We start from the raw sequence: 19,024 nt of genomic DNA, 5'->3' as shown, positions 1-19,024 counted from the left end.
ATTCAACCCAGCAAGCGCGCAAGGAATGGGTGATCTTCACCGTTCTGAGCGCGAGTAGCGGCCAGTGTACGGATGGTCTCCACGGTTTCCACGCAGTGGCGGGCGTCCTCGATACCATATCCATTGCCATTGAGAATGGCTTGGTAGCTGACCGTGTGCAGGTCAGTGAAACCTTCTGAGAATTCAATCTCCTGGCCATCGACCATGATTGAGCGATAAGTTGGCTTCTTGCCCCTCACAGCATCTGGAAGATCACCAGCATCGATCGAAAGGAACCAGCGTACCCGAGCATTCTCATACTCCAAGTAGCCCGCAGCTTTGTGTTCATGACTGTAGTGGACGACATTGCGCTGCAGTTTGCCAAAAATAAAATGCAGCATGTCGTAAAAGTGCACGCCGATGTTAGTGGCGACACCAAAGGATTTACGCGGGTCTCCTTTCCAGCTCTCCATATACCACTTGCCGCGCGAGGTAATGTAGGTGAGCTCTACCTCGTGCTTGTGCTCGCTCTTGCCACCCTGCACTCGATCCTTCAGGTCGATGATCGCCTGGTGGTGACGCAGTTGCAGAATGTTCCACAGGCGCTGACCGGTCTCGCGCTCGGTTAGCGCAAGGTCATCCAGCAGATGCGGGCTCGGCACCAGCGGTTTTTCACAGATCACGTCGCAGCCCAGGCGCAGGCCAGCGTTGATATGGGGATGGTGCAGGTAATTCGGGCTGCACACAGAGACGATGTCCAGCTCCTGGCCAGGCTGGCGCTTCAAGGACCAGGCATGGTCGTAGAAGCGTTCGAACTCGGTGAAGAACTCGCTCTGCGGCGACAGGCTGTCGATGATTCCGACCGAGTCATTGATGTCATAGGCGCTCACCAGCTCGTTGCCAGTGTCCTTGATGGCGCGCATGTGCCGCGGCGCAATGTAGCCGGCAGCACCAACTAGGGCGAAACGCTTCATGGATCTACTCCAAACAGCTGCGCACCGGCGTACCGAGGCAGCATGACTACAAAATCAGGCTTTGACGATGTGGGTTTCCGGCGCGCGGTACTTGCCGCGGCTATCGACCAGCAGGCGGGCGTGCTCACGAATCAGTTCGTAATCGAAACGCGCGTGGTCAGTCGCCAACACCACCGCATCGAAGGACGCCAGATTCTCCGCTGTCAGCACCTCGCTGCTCAATTCGAAATGGTGTTCGCGCATCTTCGGAAAGACCGGGACATGCGGGTCGCTATAGGCCACGATACCGCCCTTAGCCTCGATAAGTTCCATAATCTCCACCGACGGAGATTCGCGCATGTCGTCGACGTTCTTCTTGTATGCAATGCCCAACACCAGGACACGACTGCCTTTCAGGGCCTTGCCGCGATCGTTAAGGCCATCCATCAGCTTACCTACCACGTATTCCGGCATCGCCCGGTTCACTTCACCCGACAGTTCGATGAAGCGGGTGTGCAGACCATACTCGCGGGCCTTCCAAGTCAGGTAGAAAGGGTCTATCGGGATGCAATGGCCGCCCAGCCCCGGGCCCGGATAGTAGGCGGTGAAGCCGAACGGTTTGGTCGCTGCCGCATCCACTACCTCGAAGATGTCGATGCCCATGCGATCGGCCACGATCTTCATTTCATTAACCAGGCCTATGTTCACCGCCCGATGAATGTTTTCCAGTAGCTTGGTCATCTCCGCCGCTTTGGTGGAGCTCACCGGCACAACGCGATCGATCGCCTGTTCGTACAGCGCCACACCGACCTCAAGGCAGGCGGGAGTTTGGCCACCGATCACCTTGGGGATGGTGTTCGTCTCGAAATCAGGGTTACCTGGATCCTCGCGCTCCGGCGAATAGACAAGGAAGATGTCTTCACCGACCTTGAGCCCACCTTCTTCCACACGCGGGAGCAGCTCTTCTTCAGTAGTGCCTGGATAGGTCGTACTCTCCAGCGACACGACCTGGCCCGCACGCAGATATTGCTTGAGCGCATCGGTGGTGTTGATCACGAAGCTCATGTCCGGCTCGCGATATTTGTTCAGGGGGGTCGGCACGCAGAGAATCAACGCATCACATTCGGCAGCACGGGAAAAATCTGTCGTCGCCTCAAAACCTGAATCACGCGCTTGGGCGATCTTTCCCGCAGGGATGTGCTCAATATAGCTCTGCCCAATATTGAGCTTCGCAACCTTTGTATTGTCGATGTCGATACCTAGCACACGATAACCGATCGCGCTGTAGCGAAGCATCAGCGGCAGGCCTACGTACCCAAGACCGACTATGCCGATAATGGCCCCTTTCTCCTTGAACTTGGCGACACTAGCCAGACGAATCTGATTTGACATCAAATCAACTCCAAAAATTTTATCTCGTGATCGCACGATAGAAGCCAAGCTACGGGCTTCGCCTATAGGCGAAGCCCGTGAGGGGAAAGCGGCATTTTAGTAATTATTCAGAAATACCGATAGCCACCAGAACTAGCAAGCCACTGGCTAGAATCGGTACACACCCAGATATGTAAAAAGCAAGAAGAGACAAAGAGGGCACGCAGGAGAGTTATTCTTCCTCGTTCACCCGATCCCGCAACTCCTTGCCCGGCTTGAAGTGGGGCACGAACTTCCCATCCAGGCGAACCGACTCACCAGTCTTAGGGTTGCGCCCTGTGCGAGGCGCACGAAAGTGCAGAGAGAAACTACCGAAGCCACGTATCTCGATACGATCCCCCGTGGCCAGTGCCTGGGACATCTGCTCGAGCATAGTCTTGATGGCAAGCTCCACGTCTTTCGAGGAAAGCTGGCCTTGATGGGTAACGATTCGTTCGATCAACTCCGACTTGGTCATGGTTTTCCCTTCTATATCAAGCGGCTAGATCAGCTCTAACGTTTTTAGCATGACCATGAAGCCTTGAACAGTCCCAAGAACCAAGAGTAAAACTCGAACAACAAAAAGGGCGGCCTAGGCCGCCCTTCTTGCTGGGGAAATCAGGACTTAGCCCTGGCTCTCCATCTGCGCACGAATCAGATCACCAATGGTGGTCGGACCAGTGCTCTCGGATTCCTGCTTGCGCAGTTCCTTCATTGCGTCTTTCTCGTCGTCCACGTCCTTCGACTTGATGGACAGGCTGATAACGCGGCTCTTACGGTCGATGCTGATGATCTTGGCTTCGACTTCTTCGCCTTCCTTCAGCACGTTGCGGGCATCTTCAACGCGATCGCGGCTGATTTCGGAGGCTTTCAGGATGCCTTCGATATCGTTGCCAAGGGAGATTACAGCGCCTTTGGCATCAACTTCCTTGACGGTACCACGGACGATGCTGCCCTTCTCGTTCAGGGATGCGTAGTTGGAGAACGGATCGTCTTCCAGCTGTTTGATGCCCAGGGAGATGCGCTCGCGCTCCGGATCAACGGAGAGGATAACGGTTTCCAGCTCGTCGCCCTTCTTGAAGCGGCGTACGGCTTCTTCGCCAACTTCGTTCCAAGAGATGTCGGAGAGATGAACCAGACCGTCGATACCACCTTCCAGGCCGATGAAGATACCGAAATCGGTGATCGACTTGATGGTGCCGGAGATCTTGTCGCCCTTGTTGAAGCGGCTGGAGAAATCTTCCCACGGGTTGGATTTGCACTGCTTGATACCCAGGGAGATACGACGACGCTCTTCGTCGATATCCAGGACCTGAACTTCCACTTCGTCGCCGACCTGAACGACCTTGGACGGGTGGATGTTCTTGTTGGTCCAATCCATCTCGGACACGTGCACCAGGCCTTCTACACCTTCTTCCAGCTCGGCGAAGCAGCCGTAGTCGGTCAGGTTGGTAACGCGAGCCATGACGCGGGTGCCTTCCGGGTAACGGGCCTTGATGGCAACCCACGGATCTTCGCCCAGTTGCTTCAGACCCAGGGAGACGCGGTTGCGCTCGCGGTCGAACTTCAGGACCTTGACGTCGATCTCGTCACCAACGTTGACGATCTCGGACGGATGCTTGATGCGCTTCCACGCCATGTCGGTGATGTGCAGCAAGCCATCTACGCCGCCCAGGTCAACGAACGCACCGTAGTCGGTGAGGTTCTTGACGATACCCTTGACTTGCTGACCTTCCTGCAGGGATTCCAGCAGCGCTTCGCGCTCGGCGCTGTTCTCGGCTTCGAGGACGCTACGACGGGAAACGACAACGTTGTTGCGCTTCTGGTCCAGCTTGATGACCTTGAACTCGAGCTCTTTGCCTTCCAGGTGAGTGGTATCACGCACCGGACGCACATCAACCAGGGAACCCGGCAGGAACGCACGGATGCCATTGACGTCGACAGTGAAGCCACCTTTGACCTTGCCGTTGATAACGCCCTTGACCACTTCTTCGGCAGCGAAAGCCGCTTCCAGAACAATCCAAGACTCGGCGCGCTTGGCTTTCTCGCGGGACAGCTTGGTTTCGCCGAAGCCGTCTTCCACAGCATCGAGCGCAACGTGCACTTCGTCACCGACCTTGATGGTCAGCTCGCCCTGCTCGTTGTAGAACTGCTCGACCGGGATGACACCCTCGGACTTCAGGCCAGCATGGACGGTGACCCAGTCACCATCGATGTCGACCACGATGCCGGTGATGATCGCACCGGGCTGCATGTCGAGGGATTTCAGGCTTTCTTCAAAAAGTTCTGCAAAGCTTTCGCTCATGTTGATTCCTGTTGATCAAGGGCGAGAATTCGCCCAAAGCCACACTCCAGACAATGTGGGTTTGTTCATATAAAAAGAGTCTTGCGGGGCTTTAGACTGGTCTTCCCGCATGCCTCTCTGGGTTACCCGGCGAGATCGCGAGCTGCGACCTCACTGAGAATACGTTCCAGCACCTGCTCGATCGAGAGATCGGTGGAATCCAGCAGGATCGCATCGGGCGCCGGCTTAAGCGGAGCCACCGCACGCTGCGTATCACGCTCGTCACGTGCGATTATCTCGTCAAGTAGACTCGGCAGATTAACATCCTCGCCTTTGCCCTTCAACTGGAGATAACGGCGTCGCGCCCGCTCCTCGGCGCTTGCAGTCAGGAATATCTTGAGTGGCGCATCGGGAAATACGACGGTTCCCATATCACGCCCGTCCGCAACAAGGCCGGGGGACTCACGGAACGCACGCTGGCGCTCCAGCAACGCATCGCGAACTGCCGGCAGGGCAGCCACCTGAGAAGCGCCCGCCCCTACCACCTCGGTTCGGATCACATTGGACACATCCTCGCCTTCGAGCACGATGCGCTCACTGCCATCCGCTGCGGAAAGGAACTGTACGTCCAGATGAGCCGCCAGAACCGTCAGCGCTTCCTCGTTGGTGAGGTCGACACCGTGGTTGCGCGCGGCAAATGCCAAGAGGCGGTAGAGCGCGCCCGAATCGAGCAGATTCCAGCCCAGGCGCCTGGCAAGCAAGCCACACAGAGTGCCTTTGCCGGATCCTCCTGGTCCGTCGACGGTTATGACAGGTACGCCACTCATCACTTGCCCTCTTCCGCTACGCGGATTCCGACCTGCGAAGCCAACCCCAGGAAGTTCGGGAAGGAGGTCGCCACGTTCGCACAGTCATGGATTCGGATCGGAGCACCAGCGCGGAGCGACGCCACCGTGAAGGACATGGCGATCCGGTGGTCGCCATGCGCCCAGACTTCACCACCACCCATCGGGCCACCCTCGATGACGATGCCGTCCGGAGTCGGCTCCGCCTTCACGCCCAGGGTCTGCAGGCCATCGGCCATGACCTGGATACGGTCGGACTCCTTGACCCGCAACTCTTCCGCACCACGTAGCACGGTACGTCCCTCGGCGCAGGCAGCCGCGACGAAGAGCACCGGGAACTCATCGATGGCCAGGGGCACCAGGTCTTCGGGAATATCAATGCCCTTGAGCTTGGCTGCCCGAACGCGGATATCGGCAACCGGTTCGCCACCCACCACGCGCTGGTTTTCCAGGGTGATGTCGCCGCCCATCAGCTTGAGGATATCGATCACCCCGGTACGGGTCGGGTTGATGCCGACATGCTCGAGCAGCAGCTCGGAACCTTCGGCGATGCTCGCCGCCACCAGGAAGAAGGCAGCCGAGGAGATATCGGCAGGCACCTCGATCTTGCAAGCCGTGAGCTTGTGCCCGCTCTCGACGCTCGCGGTATTGCCCTCCACCTTCACCGGGTAGCCAAAGCCCTGGAGCATGCGTTCGGTGTGATCACGGGTAGGAGCCGGCTCGGTAACGGCGGTCTCCCCGGCGGCATACAGACCGGCAAGCAGCAGACAGGACTTCACCTGGGCGCTGGCCATGGGCATGTCGTAGCTCATCCCGGTCAGGCGCTGGCCACCGCGGATGGTCAGCGGCGGACGCCCCTCGGGGCCGGTTTCGATCACCGCCCCCATTTCGCGGAGCGGCTTGGCCACGCGATTCATCGGGCGCTTGGAGAGAGAAGCGTCACCGGTCAGGGTGGTGTCGAACGGCTGGGCCGCCAGCAGACCGCTGAGCAGACGCATGGAAGTGCCGGAGTTGCCCAGGTAGAGGGGACCAGGCGGCGGCTTGAGGCCATGTAGGCCAACACCATGGATGGTCACACGACCATGATGAGGGCCTTCAATGACAACGCCCATGTCACGGAAGGTCTGCAGCGTCGCCAGGGCGTCCTCACCTTCGAGGAAGCCTTCCACCTCGGTGGTTCCTTCGGCCAGGGAGCCGAGCATGATCGACCGATGGGAGATGGATTTGTCGCCAGGAACGCGAATACGGCCGGAAATTTGGCCACCGGGCTGGGCAAGGTAGATCAGATCGTTATTGTGCATGGCGTCCACATAGGCCCTGCGGGCCAGGATTTTGCTGAAATGCTCGCGGGCGAAGCGGGCGCGGGTGAACACGCCCAGCAACTCATGCCCATCCCCAGCGTCGACCGCAGCGCGCAGCGCGTCGAGGTCGGCGCGAAATACGTCCAGGATCCGCAGCACGGCCTCGCGATTGGCGAGGAAGATGTCGTGCCACATCACCGGATCACTGCCGGCGATCCGCGTGAAATCACGGAAGCCGCCGGCGGCGTAACGGAAAATCTCCAGGTTCTCGCTGCGCTTGCCGAGCGAATCGACCAGGCCAAACGCCAGCAGGTGCGGCAAATGACTGGTCGCAGCGAGCACCTCGTCGTGGTGCTCGACATCCATGTGCTCGACATCGGCGCCCAAGGCCCGCCAAAGCTGGTCGACCTGCTCCAGGGCTGCCGGGTCGGTATTCTCTGCCGGCGTGAGAATCACCTTGTGACGACGGAACAGACCCGCGTTGGCCGCCTCCACCCCGCTCTTCTCCGACCCCGCGATGGGGTGACCGGGGACGAAACGCGCCGGCATCTGGCCGAACGCCACACGTGCAGCGCGCACCACATTGCCCTTGGCGCTTCCCACATCGGTCAGCACGGCCTTTCCAAGGTCGAGCGCGGCCAACTGCCCCAGCAGCTTCTCCATGGCCAGTATCGGCACCGCCAACTGGATCACTTCAGCCCCGCGACAGGCGGCATCCAGATCGCTCTCGCAGCGATCCACCACCCCCGTCTCGACGGCGATGCGGCAGGACTCCGGGTCCTTGTCCACACCCACTACCTCGGCGAACACACCCTTCTCGCGCAAACCCTTGGCGAAAGACCCACCAATGAGACCGAGCCCAATCACCACCAGGCGCCCGAAGATAGGACCACCCCGTTGCAGGGTCATGACATCAGGCACGGGCGAGCACCTTGGCCAGCGCCTCCAGGCAACGGGCGTTTTCCGCCGGCAGACCGATGGAGACACGCAAGAAGGTGGGCATGCCATAGCTCCCCACCGGGCGAAGGATCACACCCTCGCGCAGCAAGGCGGCATTGATAGGGGCAGCGTCACGACCGAAGTCGACAGCGATGAAGTTGCCTTTGGAAGGAATCCACGTCAGACCCAAGGCACGGAACCCCTCTTCCAACTGAAACATGCCGGCATCGTTGATGCGGCGGCTTTCAGCAAGGTAATCAGCATCGTCCAGCGCTGCACAGGCCGCTGCCAGGGCCAGGCTGTTGACGTTGAAGGGCTGGCGCACGCGGTTCAGCACATCGGCCACCTGGGCGCTGGAAAGACCGTAGCCGACCCGCAGGGACGCCAGGCCATAGGCCTTGGAGAACGTCCGCGAGACCAGCAGGTTCGGGTATCGCGCCAGGTAATCGAGACCATCGGGCAACTCGTCACCCTCGGCATACTCGATGTAGGCCTCGTCCAACACCACCAGAACGTTTTCCGGCACCTGGGCGAGGAAGCTCTCCAGGGCAGCCGGACCGAACCAGGTACCGGTGGGGTTGTTGGGGTTGGCTATGAAGACGACGCGGGTGTTGGCGTCGATGGCCGCCAGCATGGCCGGCAGGTCATGGCCAAAATCCCGGGCCGGAACCACCTTGCCGACAGCCCCCACGGCCTGGGTGGCGATGGGATAGACGGCAAAGGCGTACTCGCTGAAAACCGCATTCAAGCCAGGCGCCAGGTAGGCCCGGGCCACCAGATCGAGAATGTCGTTGGAGCCATTGCCGAGGGTCACCTGGGCCGGCGTGACGCCGCAGCGTTCGGCCAGGCGGCGCTTCAGCTCGAAGCCGTTGCCATCGGGGTAGCGGGTCAGCTCGGCCAGCTCGGCACGAATGGCCTCGAGAGCCTTGGGGCTCGGGCCGAGCGGATTCTCGTTACTGGCCAGCTTGACGATGCCGGACGGGTCGAGGTCGAGCTCGCGGGCCAACTCATCCACCGGCTTGCCGGGCACATAGGGTGAAAGTTTCTGCACGCCCGGCTGGGCAAGGGCAAGGAAATCACAGGACATAGCTGCACGCCTCAAGCTTTGGACCACAAGCCGGAAGCCACGCGCCGGATCTGTTCAGCAAGAGGCTAGCGGCCTGTGACCGTCGATTCAGAGAACCGCTTTGGGATAGGAACCGAGCACCTTCAGCGCCACGGCCTCCTGGTTGATCTTCTCCAGCACGTCCTTGATCAGCGGATCGCGGTGGTGGCCCACGAAGTCGATGAAGAAAACGTAGGTCCACTTGCCACTGCGGGACGGGCGGGTCTCGATGCGGGTCAGGTCGATGCCGTTGTTGTGGAACGGCACCAGGAGCTCGTGGAGCGCCCCCGGCTTGTTGCGCATGGATACGATGACCGAGGTCTTGTCGTCGCCGGTGGGCGGCACTTCCTGGTTACCGATGATGAGGAAACGCGTGGAGTTGTCCGGGCGGTCCTCGATCTTCTCGCACAGCTTGGTCAGGCCGTAGAGGCTGGCCGCCATGTCGCCGGCAATGGCGGCGGAGTTCCACTCGCTCTTCACCCGCTTGGCCGCATCGGCATTGCTCGAAACCGCCACGCGCTCGACGTTGGGGTAGTGAGCATCCAACCACTTGCGGCACTGCGCCAGGGACTGGGCGTGGGAGTAGATGCGGGTGATGTTGTCGGTCTTGGTGTTCTCCCCCACCAGCAGGTGATGGTGGATGCGCAGCTCAACTTCACCGCAGATCACCATGTCGTGCTCGAGGAAGCTGTCCAGGGTGTGGTTGACCGCACCCTCGGTGGAGTTCTCCACCGGCACGACACCGAAGTTGACTGCACCTGCAGCCACCTCGCGGAACACCTCGTCGATGGCGGCCATCGGCGAGCTGATCACCGCATGGCCGAAATGCTTGAGAGCAGCCGCCTGGGTGAAGGTGCCTTCCGGCCCCAGGTACGCCACCTTGAGGGGCTGCTCCAGGGCTAGGCAGGAGGACATGATCTCGCGGAACAGCCGCGCCATTTCCTCGTTGTCCAGCGGACCCTGGTTGCGCTCCATGATGTGCTTGAGCACCCAGGCCTCGCGCTCGGGGCGGTAGAAGACCGGCTTCTCGCCCTCCGGCAGGGACGCCATCTTCACCCGCGCCACATCCTGGGCGCAGCGGGCACGCTCGCTGATCAGCTCGAGGATCTTCTCGTCAAGGCTGTCGATGCGCAGACGCAGGGCCTTCAGTTCCTGGTCGGACATCACGCGCGCTCCTTCTCGAACTCCGCCATGTAGGCCACCAGGGCCTCGACCGCATCCAGGCCCACGGCGTTGTAGATGGAGGCACGCATGCCGCCTACGGAGCGATGGCCCTTGAGGTTGAGCAGGCCACGAGCATCGGCGCCGGCGAGGAAGTCCTTGTCCAGGCGCTCGTCAGCCAGGCGGAACGGTACGTTCATCCAGGAGCGGGCATTGTGCGCGATGGGGTTGGTGTAGAAGTCGCTCTTATCGATGTAACCGTAGAGCAGGTCCTTCTTGGCCTTGTTGCGTGCCTCCATGGCCTTGACGCCGCCCTGCTCCTTCAGCCACTCGAACACCAGGCCCGAGAGGTACCAGGAGAAGGTCGCCGGCGTGTTGTACATGGAGCCGTTATCGGCCGCGATCTTGTAGTTGAGCATGGTCGGGCAGGACGAACGGGCACGGCCCAGCAGGTCCTCGCGCACGATCACCACCACCAGGCCGCTGGGACCGATGTTCTTCTGCGCGCCGGCATAGATCAGGCCGAAACGGGAAACGTCCAGCGGGCGGGAAAGAATGTCGGACGACATGTCCACTACCAGCGGTACGTCGCCAACCTCCGGGATCCAGTCGAACTGCAGGCCGCCGATGGTTTCGTTGGAGGCGTAGTGCAGGTAGGCCGCATCCTTGGACAGCTGCCACTCGTTCTGGCCAGGGATGGCGAAATAGTCGTAGCCCTTGGCGCTGGCGGCGACGTTGACGCGACCGAAGCGGCTGGCCTCTTCAATGCTCTTCTTCGACCAGATGCCGGTCTCGACGTAGTCGGCCACGCCGTTCTCGGGCAGCAGGTTCAGCGGGATCTCGGCGAACTGCTGGCTGGCGCCGCCCTGGAGGAACAGCACCTTGTAATTGGAGGGAATGGACAGGAGGTCGCGAAGATCCTGCTCGGCCTTCTCGGCAATGGCCACGTAGTCATCGCTGCGATGGCTCATCTCCATCACGGACAGGCCCTTGCCCTGCCAATCGAGGAGTTCGGCCTGGGCACGTTGCAGTACAGCGTCCGGAAGCGCGGCGGGGCCGGCGCAGAAGTTATAGGCTCGCTTGCTCACATCCATTCTCACTGGGTAGCGCGAGGGCACTGGCGCCCTCGCAGGTTTTTCTTCTACCGAACGGACGGGCCGGCGAAGGCCCGCCCTTGCCACAGTTACTCGTCAGCGACCTGCTCGGCGTCGCCCTCGACGCCCTCAACCGCGGCCACAGCCTCGTCATCGTGGCCTTCGATCACGTCGTCCTCGCCATCGTCGGAAAGCTCCTGGACGCGCTCGAGCCCGACCAGCGTCTCATCCTTGGCGAGCTTGATCAGGGTCACGCCCTGGGTGTTACGCCCGGAGCTGGAGACTTCGTCGACGCGGGTACGTACCAGGGTGCCCTGGTCGGAGATCAGCATGATTTCCTCGCCGTCCTGCACCTGGATGGCGCCGACCAGCTTGCCGTTGCGCTCGTTGGAAACCATGGCAATGACGCCCTGGCCACCGCGCCCACGGCGGGGGAACTCACCCAGGCGAGTGCGCTTGCCGTACCCGCGCTCGGAGGCGGTCAGGATCTGCGCATTGGCTTCCGGGATCAGCATGGAGATCAGGCGCTGGCCTTCCGGCAGGCGCATGCCGCGCACGCCACGGGCATTGCGGCCCATGATGCGCACGAGTTTTTCCTTGAAGCGGATGACCTTGCCACCATCGGAGAACAGCATGACTTCCTTGGCGCCGTCGGTAATGGCCGCCGCGATCAGGGTGTCACCCTCTTCCAGCTTCAGCGCGATCAGACCGGCACTGCGCGGACGGCTGAATTGCACCAGCGGGGTCTTCTTCACGGTGCCGAAGGCGGTGGCCATGAAGATGTAGGCGCCGGTGGGCTCGTCGTTGGCCAGCTCGGTCTCGCCATCGTCAGCGCCTTCACTGGCGGCTTCCGGCTCGACCACTTCGCCCTCGATCACCACACCATCGGCTTCGTCCAGATCCTCGTCGCGGCCGCTCTGCTGCAGCGCTTCCAGGTCGATCTGGAGCATCGCGGTGATGCGCTCGCCTTCGTCCAGCGGCAGCAGGTTCACCAGCGGGCGACCACGCGCGGTACGGGACGCCTCGGGAATCTCGAAGGTACGCAGCCAGTAGACCTTGCCCTTGCTGGAGAACAGCAGCAGGGTCGCATGGCTGTTGGCGACCAGCAGGTGCTCGATGTAGTCCTCGTCCTTCACACCCGTGGCGGACTTGCCCTTGCCGCCACGGCGCTGGGCCTGGTAGACGGCCAGCGGCTGGGACTTGGCGTAGCCGCCATGGGAAATGGTGACGACGCGCTCTTCCTCGGTGATCAGGTCAGCGATGGTCAAGTCGACCTGGGACGCGACGATCTGGGTGCGACGGGCATCGCCGAACTCGGCCTTCACCTTTTCCAGCTCTTCGCGGATGACTTCCATCAGGCGCTCGGGGTTGGTGAGGATACGGATCAGCTCGCCGATCAGGTTGAGGATTTCCTGGTACTCGGACAGGAGCTTCTCGTGCTCCAGGCCGGTCAGGCGGTGCAGGCGCAGTTCGAGAATGGCCTGGGCCTGCTCGGGGGACAGGTAGTACTTGCCATCGAGCAGGCCGTATTGCGGCTCCAGGTCTTCGGGGCGGCAGGCATCGGCACCGGCACGCTCGACCATGGCTTCCACGGCGCTGGATTCCCAGGCGGTGGCGATCAGGCGCTCCTTGGCTTCGGCCGGGGTCGGCGAGGCCTTGATCAGCTCGATCACCGGGTCGATGTTGGACAGCGCAACAGCCTGGCCTTCGAGGATGTGCCCACGTTCACGCGCCTTGCGCAGCTCGTAGACGGTACGGCGGGTCACCACTTCACGGCGGTGACGGATGAAGACCTCGAGCATGTCCTTGAGGTTCATCGTGCGCGGCTGGCCATCCACCAGCGCCACGGCGTTGATGCCGAAGACGCTCTGCATCTGGGTCTGGGCGTAGAGGTTGTTCAGCACCACCTCGCCCACTTCTCCACGACGCAGCTCGATCACCACGCGCATGCCGTCCTTGTCGGACTCGTCACGCAGCTCGGTGATGCCCTCGATCTTCTTCTCCTTGACCAGCTCGGCGATCTTCTCGATCAGACGCGCCTTGTTCAACTGGTAAGGCAGCTCGGTGACGACGATCTGCTGGCGACCGCCACCCTTCTCCATGTCCTCGATCTCGGCGCGGGCACGGATGTAGATACGGCCACGACCGGTGCGGTAGGCCTCGATGATCCCGGCACGACCGTTGATGATGCCGGCGGTGGGGAAGTCGGGACCCGGGATGTACTTCATCAGGTCATCGACGGAGAGCTCCGGGTTCTCCATCAGTGCCAGGCAGCCGTCGATGACCTCGCCCAGGTTGTGGGGCGGGATGTTGGTCGCCATGCCCACGGCAATACCGCTGGAACCGTTGACCAGCAGGTTCGGGATCTTGGTGGGCATGACCGCCGGGATCTGCTCGGTGCCGTCGTAGTTGGGCACCCAGTCCACGGTTTCCTTGTCCAGGTCGGCCAGCAGCTCGTGGGCCAGCTTGGCCATGCGCACTTCGGTGTAACGCATGGCGGCCGCGTTATCGCCGTCCACCGAACCGAAGTTGCCCTGGCCGTCCACCAGCATGTAGCGCAGGGAGAAAGGCTGGGCCATGCGCACGATGGTGTCGTACACGGCGGTATCACCGTGGGGGTGGTACTTACCGATCACGTCGCCGACCACACGGGCCGACTTCTTGTAGGGCTTGTTCCAGTCGTTGCCCAGCTCGCTCATGGCAAAGAGGACGCGACGGTGGACCGGCTTCAACCCGTCACGCGCGTCCGGCAGGGCGCGACCGACGATCACGCTCATCGCGTAATCGAGGTAGGACTGTTTCAGCTCGTCTTCGATATTGACCGGGAGGATTTCTTTGGCCAGTTCACCCATGAGAAGCCTGATTCCTTTTTCTGATGAAACCCCGCGCCATCCATCCTGGACGAGGCGGGATCCGCCGCCCGGCCAGCACCAGGACGACACGAAAAATCAAAGAGTTACGCCGGGGTCGCGTGGATGCAGCCGCCCCGGCGAAGGGAAGCGCTAGAACTGGCGGAGATTACCACAATCCCCACCCGGCAGGCAGCCCCGCCGGGCGTGGGCAAAACGCCTCAGTGCAGGCGCTTGCGGCACATCAGCTGGGCCATTTTCTCGGCATCGGGGCGCTCGACGATGCCGCGCTCGGTCACGATGACATCGATCAGATCGGCCGGCGTCACGTCGAATACCGGATTGACGGCCTCGACATCCGCCGCAATGCGCACCCCACCCACTTCCAGCAGCTCACTGCCGGCACGCTCCTCGATCGGGATGTCCTCGCCGCTTTCCAGCCCCATGTCGATGGTGGAACTGGGCGCCACCACCATGAAACGCACGCCGTGGTGCATTGCACACACAGCCAGCTGGTAGGTGCCGATCTTGTTGGCCACATCACCATTGGCCGTGATGCGATCCGCCCCGACGATCACCCAGGTGATGCCACCCACCTTCATCAGGTGCGCGGCCGCCGAATCGGCGTTCAGGCGCACCGGCACGCCCTCGTTCACCAGCTCCCAGGCCGTCAGGCGGGCGCCCTGCAACCAGGGACGGGTCTCATCGGCGTAGACCCGCTCCACCAGCCCTTCCAGGTGAGCCGCTCGAATAACCCCCAGGGCCGTACCGAAACCACCGGTCGCCAGGGCACCGGCATTGCAGTGAGTGAGAAGGGCCTGGGGCGCACCCTGGTGACGCCGGATCACCTCCATGCCCAATTGCGCCATGGTCAGGTTGGCCTCGCGATCACTCTCATGGATCGCCACTGCCTCGGCCTCCAGCACCACCAGCGGATCCTCCGCATCCTTCAGGCGCTCGAGGCGATCACGCATGCGGTTCAACGCCCAGAACAGATTGACCGCCGTAGGGCGGGAGCCCGCCAGAAGCGCAAAGTCCTCCTCCAGCGACTGGCGCCAGTCACCACCGGCCGCCAACCGCTGACGCGCACCCAGCACCACGCCGTAGGCCGCACTGATGCCAATGGCCGGCGCACCGCGCACCACCATGTCACGAATGGCCTGGGCCACACCCGCAGCGGAGTCGTAGGACAGCCAGGTTTCCTCGCGCGGCAGGAGCCGTTGATCGATCAGCCGCAGGACGCCGTCCCGCCACTCGATGGCCGTGACCTTCTCGGCCGCCAACAGTCGCTCACGCATGCCACACCTCACCCCAGTCAACTTCGCGAAAAACCGCGGATTATAGCGATGCAGGGGCGGTCTGGCTTGGCTATTCGGGTATACTCCCGCGATATTTTCCGCGCCCAGGACGCGCCACCATGCCCCACGCCCGCCTCCCCCTCGACCTGCTCCTGCTGCCCACCTGGATCGTCCCGGTGGAGCCCGCCGGCGTCGTGCTTTCCCACCACGCCCTCGGGGTACGCGACGGCCGTATCGCCCTGATCGCCAAGCGCGAGGAAGCCCTGGCCCATCCGGCCCGCGAGGTCATCGAGCTGCCCGGCATGCTGCTGGCACCCGGCCTGGTGAATACCCACGGCCACGCCGCCATGTCGCTGTTCCGCGGCATCGCCGACGACCTGCCGCTGATGACCTGGCTGGAGAAGCACATCTGGCCGGCCGAGGCCCGCTGGGTCGACGAGGACTTCGTCCGCGACGGCACCGAGCTGGCCATCGCCGAGCAGATCAAGGGCGGCATCACCTGCTTCTCCGACATGTACTTCTTCCCCTCGGTGGCCAGCGAAGCCATGCACGGCGCCGGCATCAAGGCGCAGATCACCATCCCGGTGCTGGACTTCCCCATCCCCGGCGCCCACGACGCCAGCGAAGCCGTGCGCCGTGGCCTGGAGCTGTTCAGCGACCTCAAGCACCACCCCCGCCTGAAGGTCGCCTTCGGTCCCCACGCCCCCTACACCGTCAGCGACGACAAGCTGGAGAACATCCGGGTGCTGGCCGAGGAACTGGATGCAGGCATCCACATGCACGTGCAGGAAACCGCCTTCGAGGTGCAGCAGAGCCTTGAGCAGCGCGGCGAACGCCCCATGGCCCGCCTGGCTCGCCTCGGCCTGCTCGGCCCGCGCTTCCAGGCCGTGCACATGACCCAGATCAGCGATGACGACCTGGCCCTGCTGGTAGAAAGCAACACCAGCGTCATCCACTGCCCCGAATCCAACCTCAAGCTGGCCAGCGGTTTCTGCCCGGTGGAGCGGCTCTGGCTCGCGGGCGTCAACGTCGCCATCGGCACCGACGGCGCCGCCAGCAACAATGACCTCGACCTCCTGGGGGAAACCCGTACCGCCGCCCTGCTCGCCAAGGCCGTCGCCGGCTCCGCCACCGCCCTGGACGCCCACCGCGCCCTGCGCATGGCCACCCTCAACGGCGCCCGCGCGCTGGGCATGGAAGCGGACACAGGCTCCCTGGAACTGGGCAAGGCCGCCGATATGATCGCCGTCGACCTCAGCGGGCTGGCCCAGCAGCCGGTCTACGACCCGGTATCGCAACTTATCTATGCCACCGGGCGCGATCGCGTCCGGTACCTGTGGGTGGACGGCAAGCCGCTGCTGGAAGACGGCCGCCTCACCCGCCAGGACGAAGACCGCCTGATCGCCACCGCCCGCCAATGGGGCCAGCGCATCGCCGGTCACTGAATTACGTTTGATAAAGGTGTTCACCATGAGCAACGTCGATCACGCCGAAATCGCCAAGTTCGAGGCCCTCGCCCACCGCTGGTGGGACCGCGAAAGCGAGTTCAAGCCCCTGCACGACATCAACCCCCTGCGGGTCAACTGGATCGACGAGCGCGTCCACCTCGCCGGCAAGCGCGTGCTGGACGTCGGCTGCGGCGGTGGCATCCTCAGCGAAGCCATGGCCCAGCGCGGCGCCACCGTCACCGGCATCGACATGGGCGAAGCGCCTCTGGCGGTGGCCCAGCTGCACCAGCTGGAATCCGGCGTCCCGGTGGAATACCGCCGTATCACCGCCGAGGAGCTGGCAGCCGAGATGCCCGGCCAGTTCGACGTCGTCACCTGCCTGGAGATGCTCGAGCATGTGCCGGACCCCGCTTCGGTGATCCGCGCCTGCCACACCCTGGTCAAGCCTGGCGGCCAGGTGTTCTTCTCCACCATCAACCGCAACCCCAAGGCGTACCTGTTCGCCATCGTCGGCGCGGAATACATCATGAAGCTGCTGCCGCGCGGCACCCATGATTTCAAGAAGTTCATTCGCCCGTCCGAGCTGGGCGCCTGGAGCCGTGCCGCCGGCCTGGCCGTGAAGGACATCATCGGCCTGACCTACAACCCGCTCACCAAGCACTACAAGCTGGCCAACGACGTCGATGTCAACTACATGGTCCAGACCCTGCGCGAGGAGTGACGACCATGCGACTGCGAGCGGTTCTCTTCGACATGGACGGCACCCTCCTCGACTCGGCGCCGGACTTCATCGCCATCTGCCAGGCCATGCGCACCGAGCGCGGCCTGCCGCCACAGGACGAGAAATCGATCCGTGACGTGGTCTCCGGTGGCGCCCGCGCCATGGTTGCCGCCACCTTCGAAATGGACCCCGAAGCCCCCGGCTTCGAAGCCCTGCGCCTGGAGTTCCTCGAGCGCTACCAGCAACACTGCGCCGTACTCACCCGCCCGTTCGACGGCATCGAGCCCCTGCTGGCCGACATCGAGGCCGCCAAGCTCATCTGGGGCGTGGTGACCAACAAGCCGGTGCGCTTCGCCGAACCGATCATGCAGCAGCTTGGCCTGGCCCAGCGCTCGGCCGTGCTCATCTGCCCGGACCACGTCACCAACAGCAAGCCCGACCCGGAGATGCTCCACCTCGCCTGCAGCCAGCTGGGGCTGGAGCCGGCCAGCGTGCTGTTCATCGGCGACGACCTGCGTGACATCGAATCCGGTCGCGCCGCCGGGACGCGCACCGCCGCCGTGACCTACGGCTACATCCACCCCGACGACAACCCCCATCACTGGGGAGCCGACGTGGTGGTCGACCATCCGCTCGAGCTGCGCGCCGTTCTCGACCGCGCGCTCTGCAGCTGCTGACCGGCGGGGGCCTGCCACGCAGCGCCCCCATGTACCGCCTACCCATTGCCTGAAGCGAGCCTCCACAGCGCTTCGAAGGAGTTCCCGATGTTCCAGTATTCCGCCCGCCCCGACCTGCTGAAGGACCGCGTCATCCTCGTGACCGGCGCCGGACGCGGCATCGGAGCCGCCGCCGCCAAGACCTTCGCTGCCCATGGCGCCACCGTCCTGCTGCTGGGCAAGACCGAATCCCACCTCAACGAGGTGTATGACGCCATCGAAGCCGCCGGCCACCCGCAGCCGGGCGTGATCCCCTTCAACCTGGAGACCGCCCAGCCGCACCAGTTCGACGAACTGGCCGCCCTGGTGGAGCGTGAATTCGGCCGCCTCGACGGGCTGCTGCACAACGCCTCCATCCTCGGCCCGCGTACACCCATCGAGCAGTTGTCCGGCGAGAACTTCATGCGCGTCATGCAGGTGAACGTCAACGCCATGTTCATGCTCACCAGCACCCTTCTGCCCGTGCTCAAGCTCTCCAGCGACGCCTCGGTGGTGTTCACCTCCAGCAGCGTGGGACGCAAGGGGCGCGCCTACTGGGGCGCCTACGCCGTCTCCAAGTTCGCTACCGAGGGCCTGATGCAGGTCCTGGCCGACGAGCTCGACGGCATCGCCAACGTTCGCGCCAACAGCGTCAACCCGGGCGCCACCCGCACCAGCATGCGCGCCCTCGCCTACCCCGGCGAGAACCCCGCCAAGAACCCGGAACCCGAGGCCATCATGCCGGTCTACCTCTACCTCATGGGGGCGGACAGCACCGGCATCAACGGCCAGGCATTCGACGCACAGTAAGACCTTCCGGCGGCGGCCGCCCGGCCGCCGCCATCGCCCTGCCATTAAACCGGCGCGCCCCTCCGCAACAGGCATCAAATTGCCATCTCGCCCGTCAGACAACCGGCAACGCCTTGCCACCCCGCCGCCCCA

At 62.9% G+C, this 19,024-nt stretch carries 15 protein-coding genes; 4 read left to right on the top strand and 11 right to left on the bottom strand.

Annotation, left to right across the window (positions count from 1 at the left end; all coding sequences use genetic code 11):
- Positions 1 to 2 precede the first annotated feature (2 nt).
- The 11 genes from BM198_RS12555 to mtnA form a co-directional block, all read right to left on the bottom strand.
- A complete protein-coding gene (locus BM198_RS12555; RefSeq protein WP_074970335.1) occupies positions 3 to 953 on the bottom strand; it encodes a Gfo/Idh/MocA family protein in 951 nt (316 codons plus the stop codon).
- A 54-nt stretch (positions 954 to 1,007) separates the two neighbouring features.
- Positions 1,008 to 2,324 (bottom strand): UDP-N-acetyl-D-glucosamine 6-dehydrogenase, encoded by a 1,317-nt coding sequence (gene wbpA, locus BM198_RS12550; RefSeq protein ID WP_074970333.1) that lies wholly within the window; start codon positions 2,322 to 2,324, stop codon positions 1,008 to 1,010.
- 211 nt (positions 2,325 to 2,535) lie between these two features.
- A complete protein-coding gene (ihfB, locus tag BM198_RS12545; protein WP_021221182.1) occupies positions 2,536 to 2,820 on the bottom strand; it encodes an integration host factor subunit beta in 285 nt (94 codons plus the stop codon).
- Positions 2,821 to 2,967: 147 nt separating this feature from the next.
- Positions 2,968 to 4,647 carry a 30S ribosomal protein S1 gene (gene rpsA, locus BM198_RS12540; protein WP_074970331.1) on the bottom strand — a complete coding sequence of 560 codons (1,680 nt, stop codon included), beginning with the start codon at positions 4,645 to 4,647 and terminating at the stop codon, positions 2,968 to 2,970.
- 122 nt (positions 4,648 to 4,769) lie between these two features.
- Positions 4,770 to 5,453, bottom strand: coding sequence for a (d)CMP kinase (gene cmk / locus BM198_RS12535; protein ID WP_083422378.1), 684 nt, complete (start codon positions 5,451 to 5,453; stop codon positions 4,770 to 4,772).
- Entirely contained in the window at positions 5,453 to 7,681 is a 2,229-nt protein-coding gene (locus BM198_RS12530) for a bifunctional prephenate dehydrogenase/3-phosphoshikimate 1-carboxyvinyltransferase (RefSeq protein ID WP_074970327.1), read from the bottom strand. Before BM198_RS12530 ends, cmk begins: the two co-directional genes overlap by 1 nt.
- 4 nt (positions 7,682 to 7,685) lie before the next feature.
- Positions 7,686 to 8,798, bottom strand: coding sequence for a histidinol-phosphate transaminase (gene hisC, locus BM198_RS12525; protein WP_074970325.1), 1,113 nt, complete (start codon positions 8,796 to 8,798; stop codon positions 7,686 to 7,688).
- Positions 8,799 to 8,885: 87 nt separating this feature from the next.
- Positions 8,886 to 9,980: a prephenate dehydratase gene (gene pheA, locus BM198_RS12520; protein WP_069560944.1), complete on the bottom strand. Its 1,095-nt coding sequence runs from the start codon at positions 9,978 to 9,980 to the stop codon at positions 8,886 to 8,888.
- Complete coding sequence (gene serC / locus BM198_RS12515; protein ID WP_074970323.1) at positions 9,980 to 11,065, bottom strand: 3-phosphoserine/phosphohydroxythreonine transaminase; 1,086 nt, start codon at positions 11,063 to 11,065, stop codon at positions 9,980 to 9,982. Before serC ends, pheA begins: the two co-directional genes overlap by 1 nt.
- Positions 11,066 to 11,160: 95 nt before the next feature.
- Entirely contained in the window at positions 11,161 to 13,923 is a 2,763-nt protein-coding gene (gyrA, locus tag BM198_RS12510) for a DNA gyrase subunit A (RefSeq protein ID WP_074970321.1), read from the bottom strand.
- 218 nt (positions 13,924 to 14,141) lie between these two features.
- Positions 14,142 to 15,218, bottom strand: a complete 1,077-nt coding sequence (mtnA, locus tag BM198_RS12505) for an S-methyl-5-thioribose-1-phosphate isomerase (protein ID WP_074970319.1) — start codon at positions 15,216 to 15,218, stop codon at positions 14,142 to 14,144.
- A gap of 119 nt (positions 15,219 to 15,337) precedes the next feature.
- On the opposite strand from mtnA, the gene BM198_RS12500 reads away from it, so the two are divergent.
- The 4 genes from BM198_RS12500 (at position 15,338) to BM198_RS12485 (ending at position 18,892) form a co-directional block, all read left to right on the top strand.
- Entirely contained in the window at positions 15,338 to 16,663 is a 1,326-nt protein-coding gene (locus BM198_RS12500; RefSeq protein ID WP_074970317.1) for a TRZ/ATZ family hydrolase, read from the top strand.
- 25 nt (positions 16,664 to 16,688) lie between these two features.
- On the top strand, positions 16,689 to 17,387 hold the full coding sequence (gene ubiG / locus BM198_RS12495; protein ID WP_044408741.1) for a bifunctional 2-polyprenyl-6-hydroxyphenol methylase/3-demethylubiquinol 3-O-methyltransferase UbiG: 699 nt from the start codon (positions 16,689 to 16,691) through the stop codon (positions 17,385 to 17,387).
- 5 nt (positions 17,388 to 17,392) lie between these two features.
- The gene (gene mupP / locus BM198_RS12490; RefSeq protein WP_074970315.1) at positions 17,393 to 18,064 is read left to right on the top strand and encodes an N-acetylmuramic acid 6-phosphate phosphatase MupP; all 672 of its coding nucleotides are present in this window, start codon (positions 17,393 to 17,395) and stop codon (positions 18,062 to 18,064) included.
- A gap of 87 nt (positions 18,065 to 18,151) precedes the next feature.
- Entirely contained in the window at positions 18,152 to 18,892 is a 741-nt protein-coding gene (locus BM198_RS12485; protein ID WP_044408745.1) for a YciK family oxidoreductase, read from the top strand.
- Positions 18,893 to 19,024 lie beyond the last annotated feature (132 nt).

It is taken from the genome of Metapseudomonas otitidis (assembly GCF_900111835.1).
In the GTDB taxonomy this organism is placed as follows: Bacteria; Pseudomonadota; Gammaproteobacteria; order Pseudomonadales; family Pseudomonadaceae; genus Metapseudomonas; species Metapseudomonas otitidis.
The sequence above is the reverse complement of the archived record's forward strand: the minus strand, read 5'-3'. Positions and strand labels throughout refer to the sequence as shown.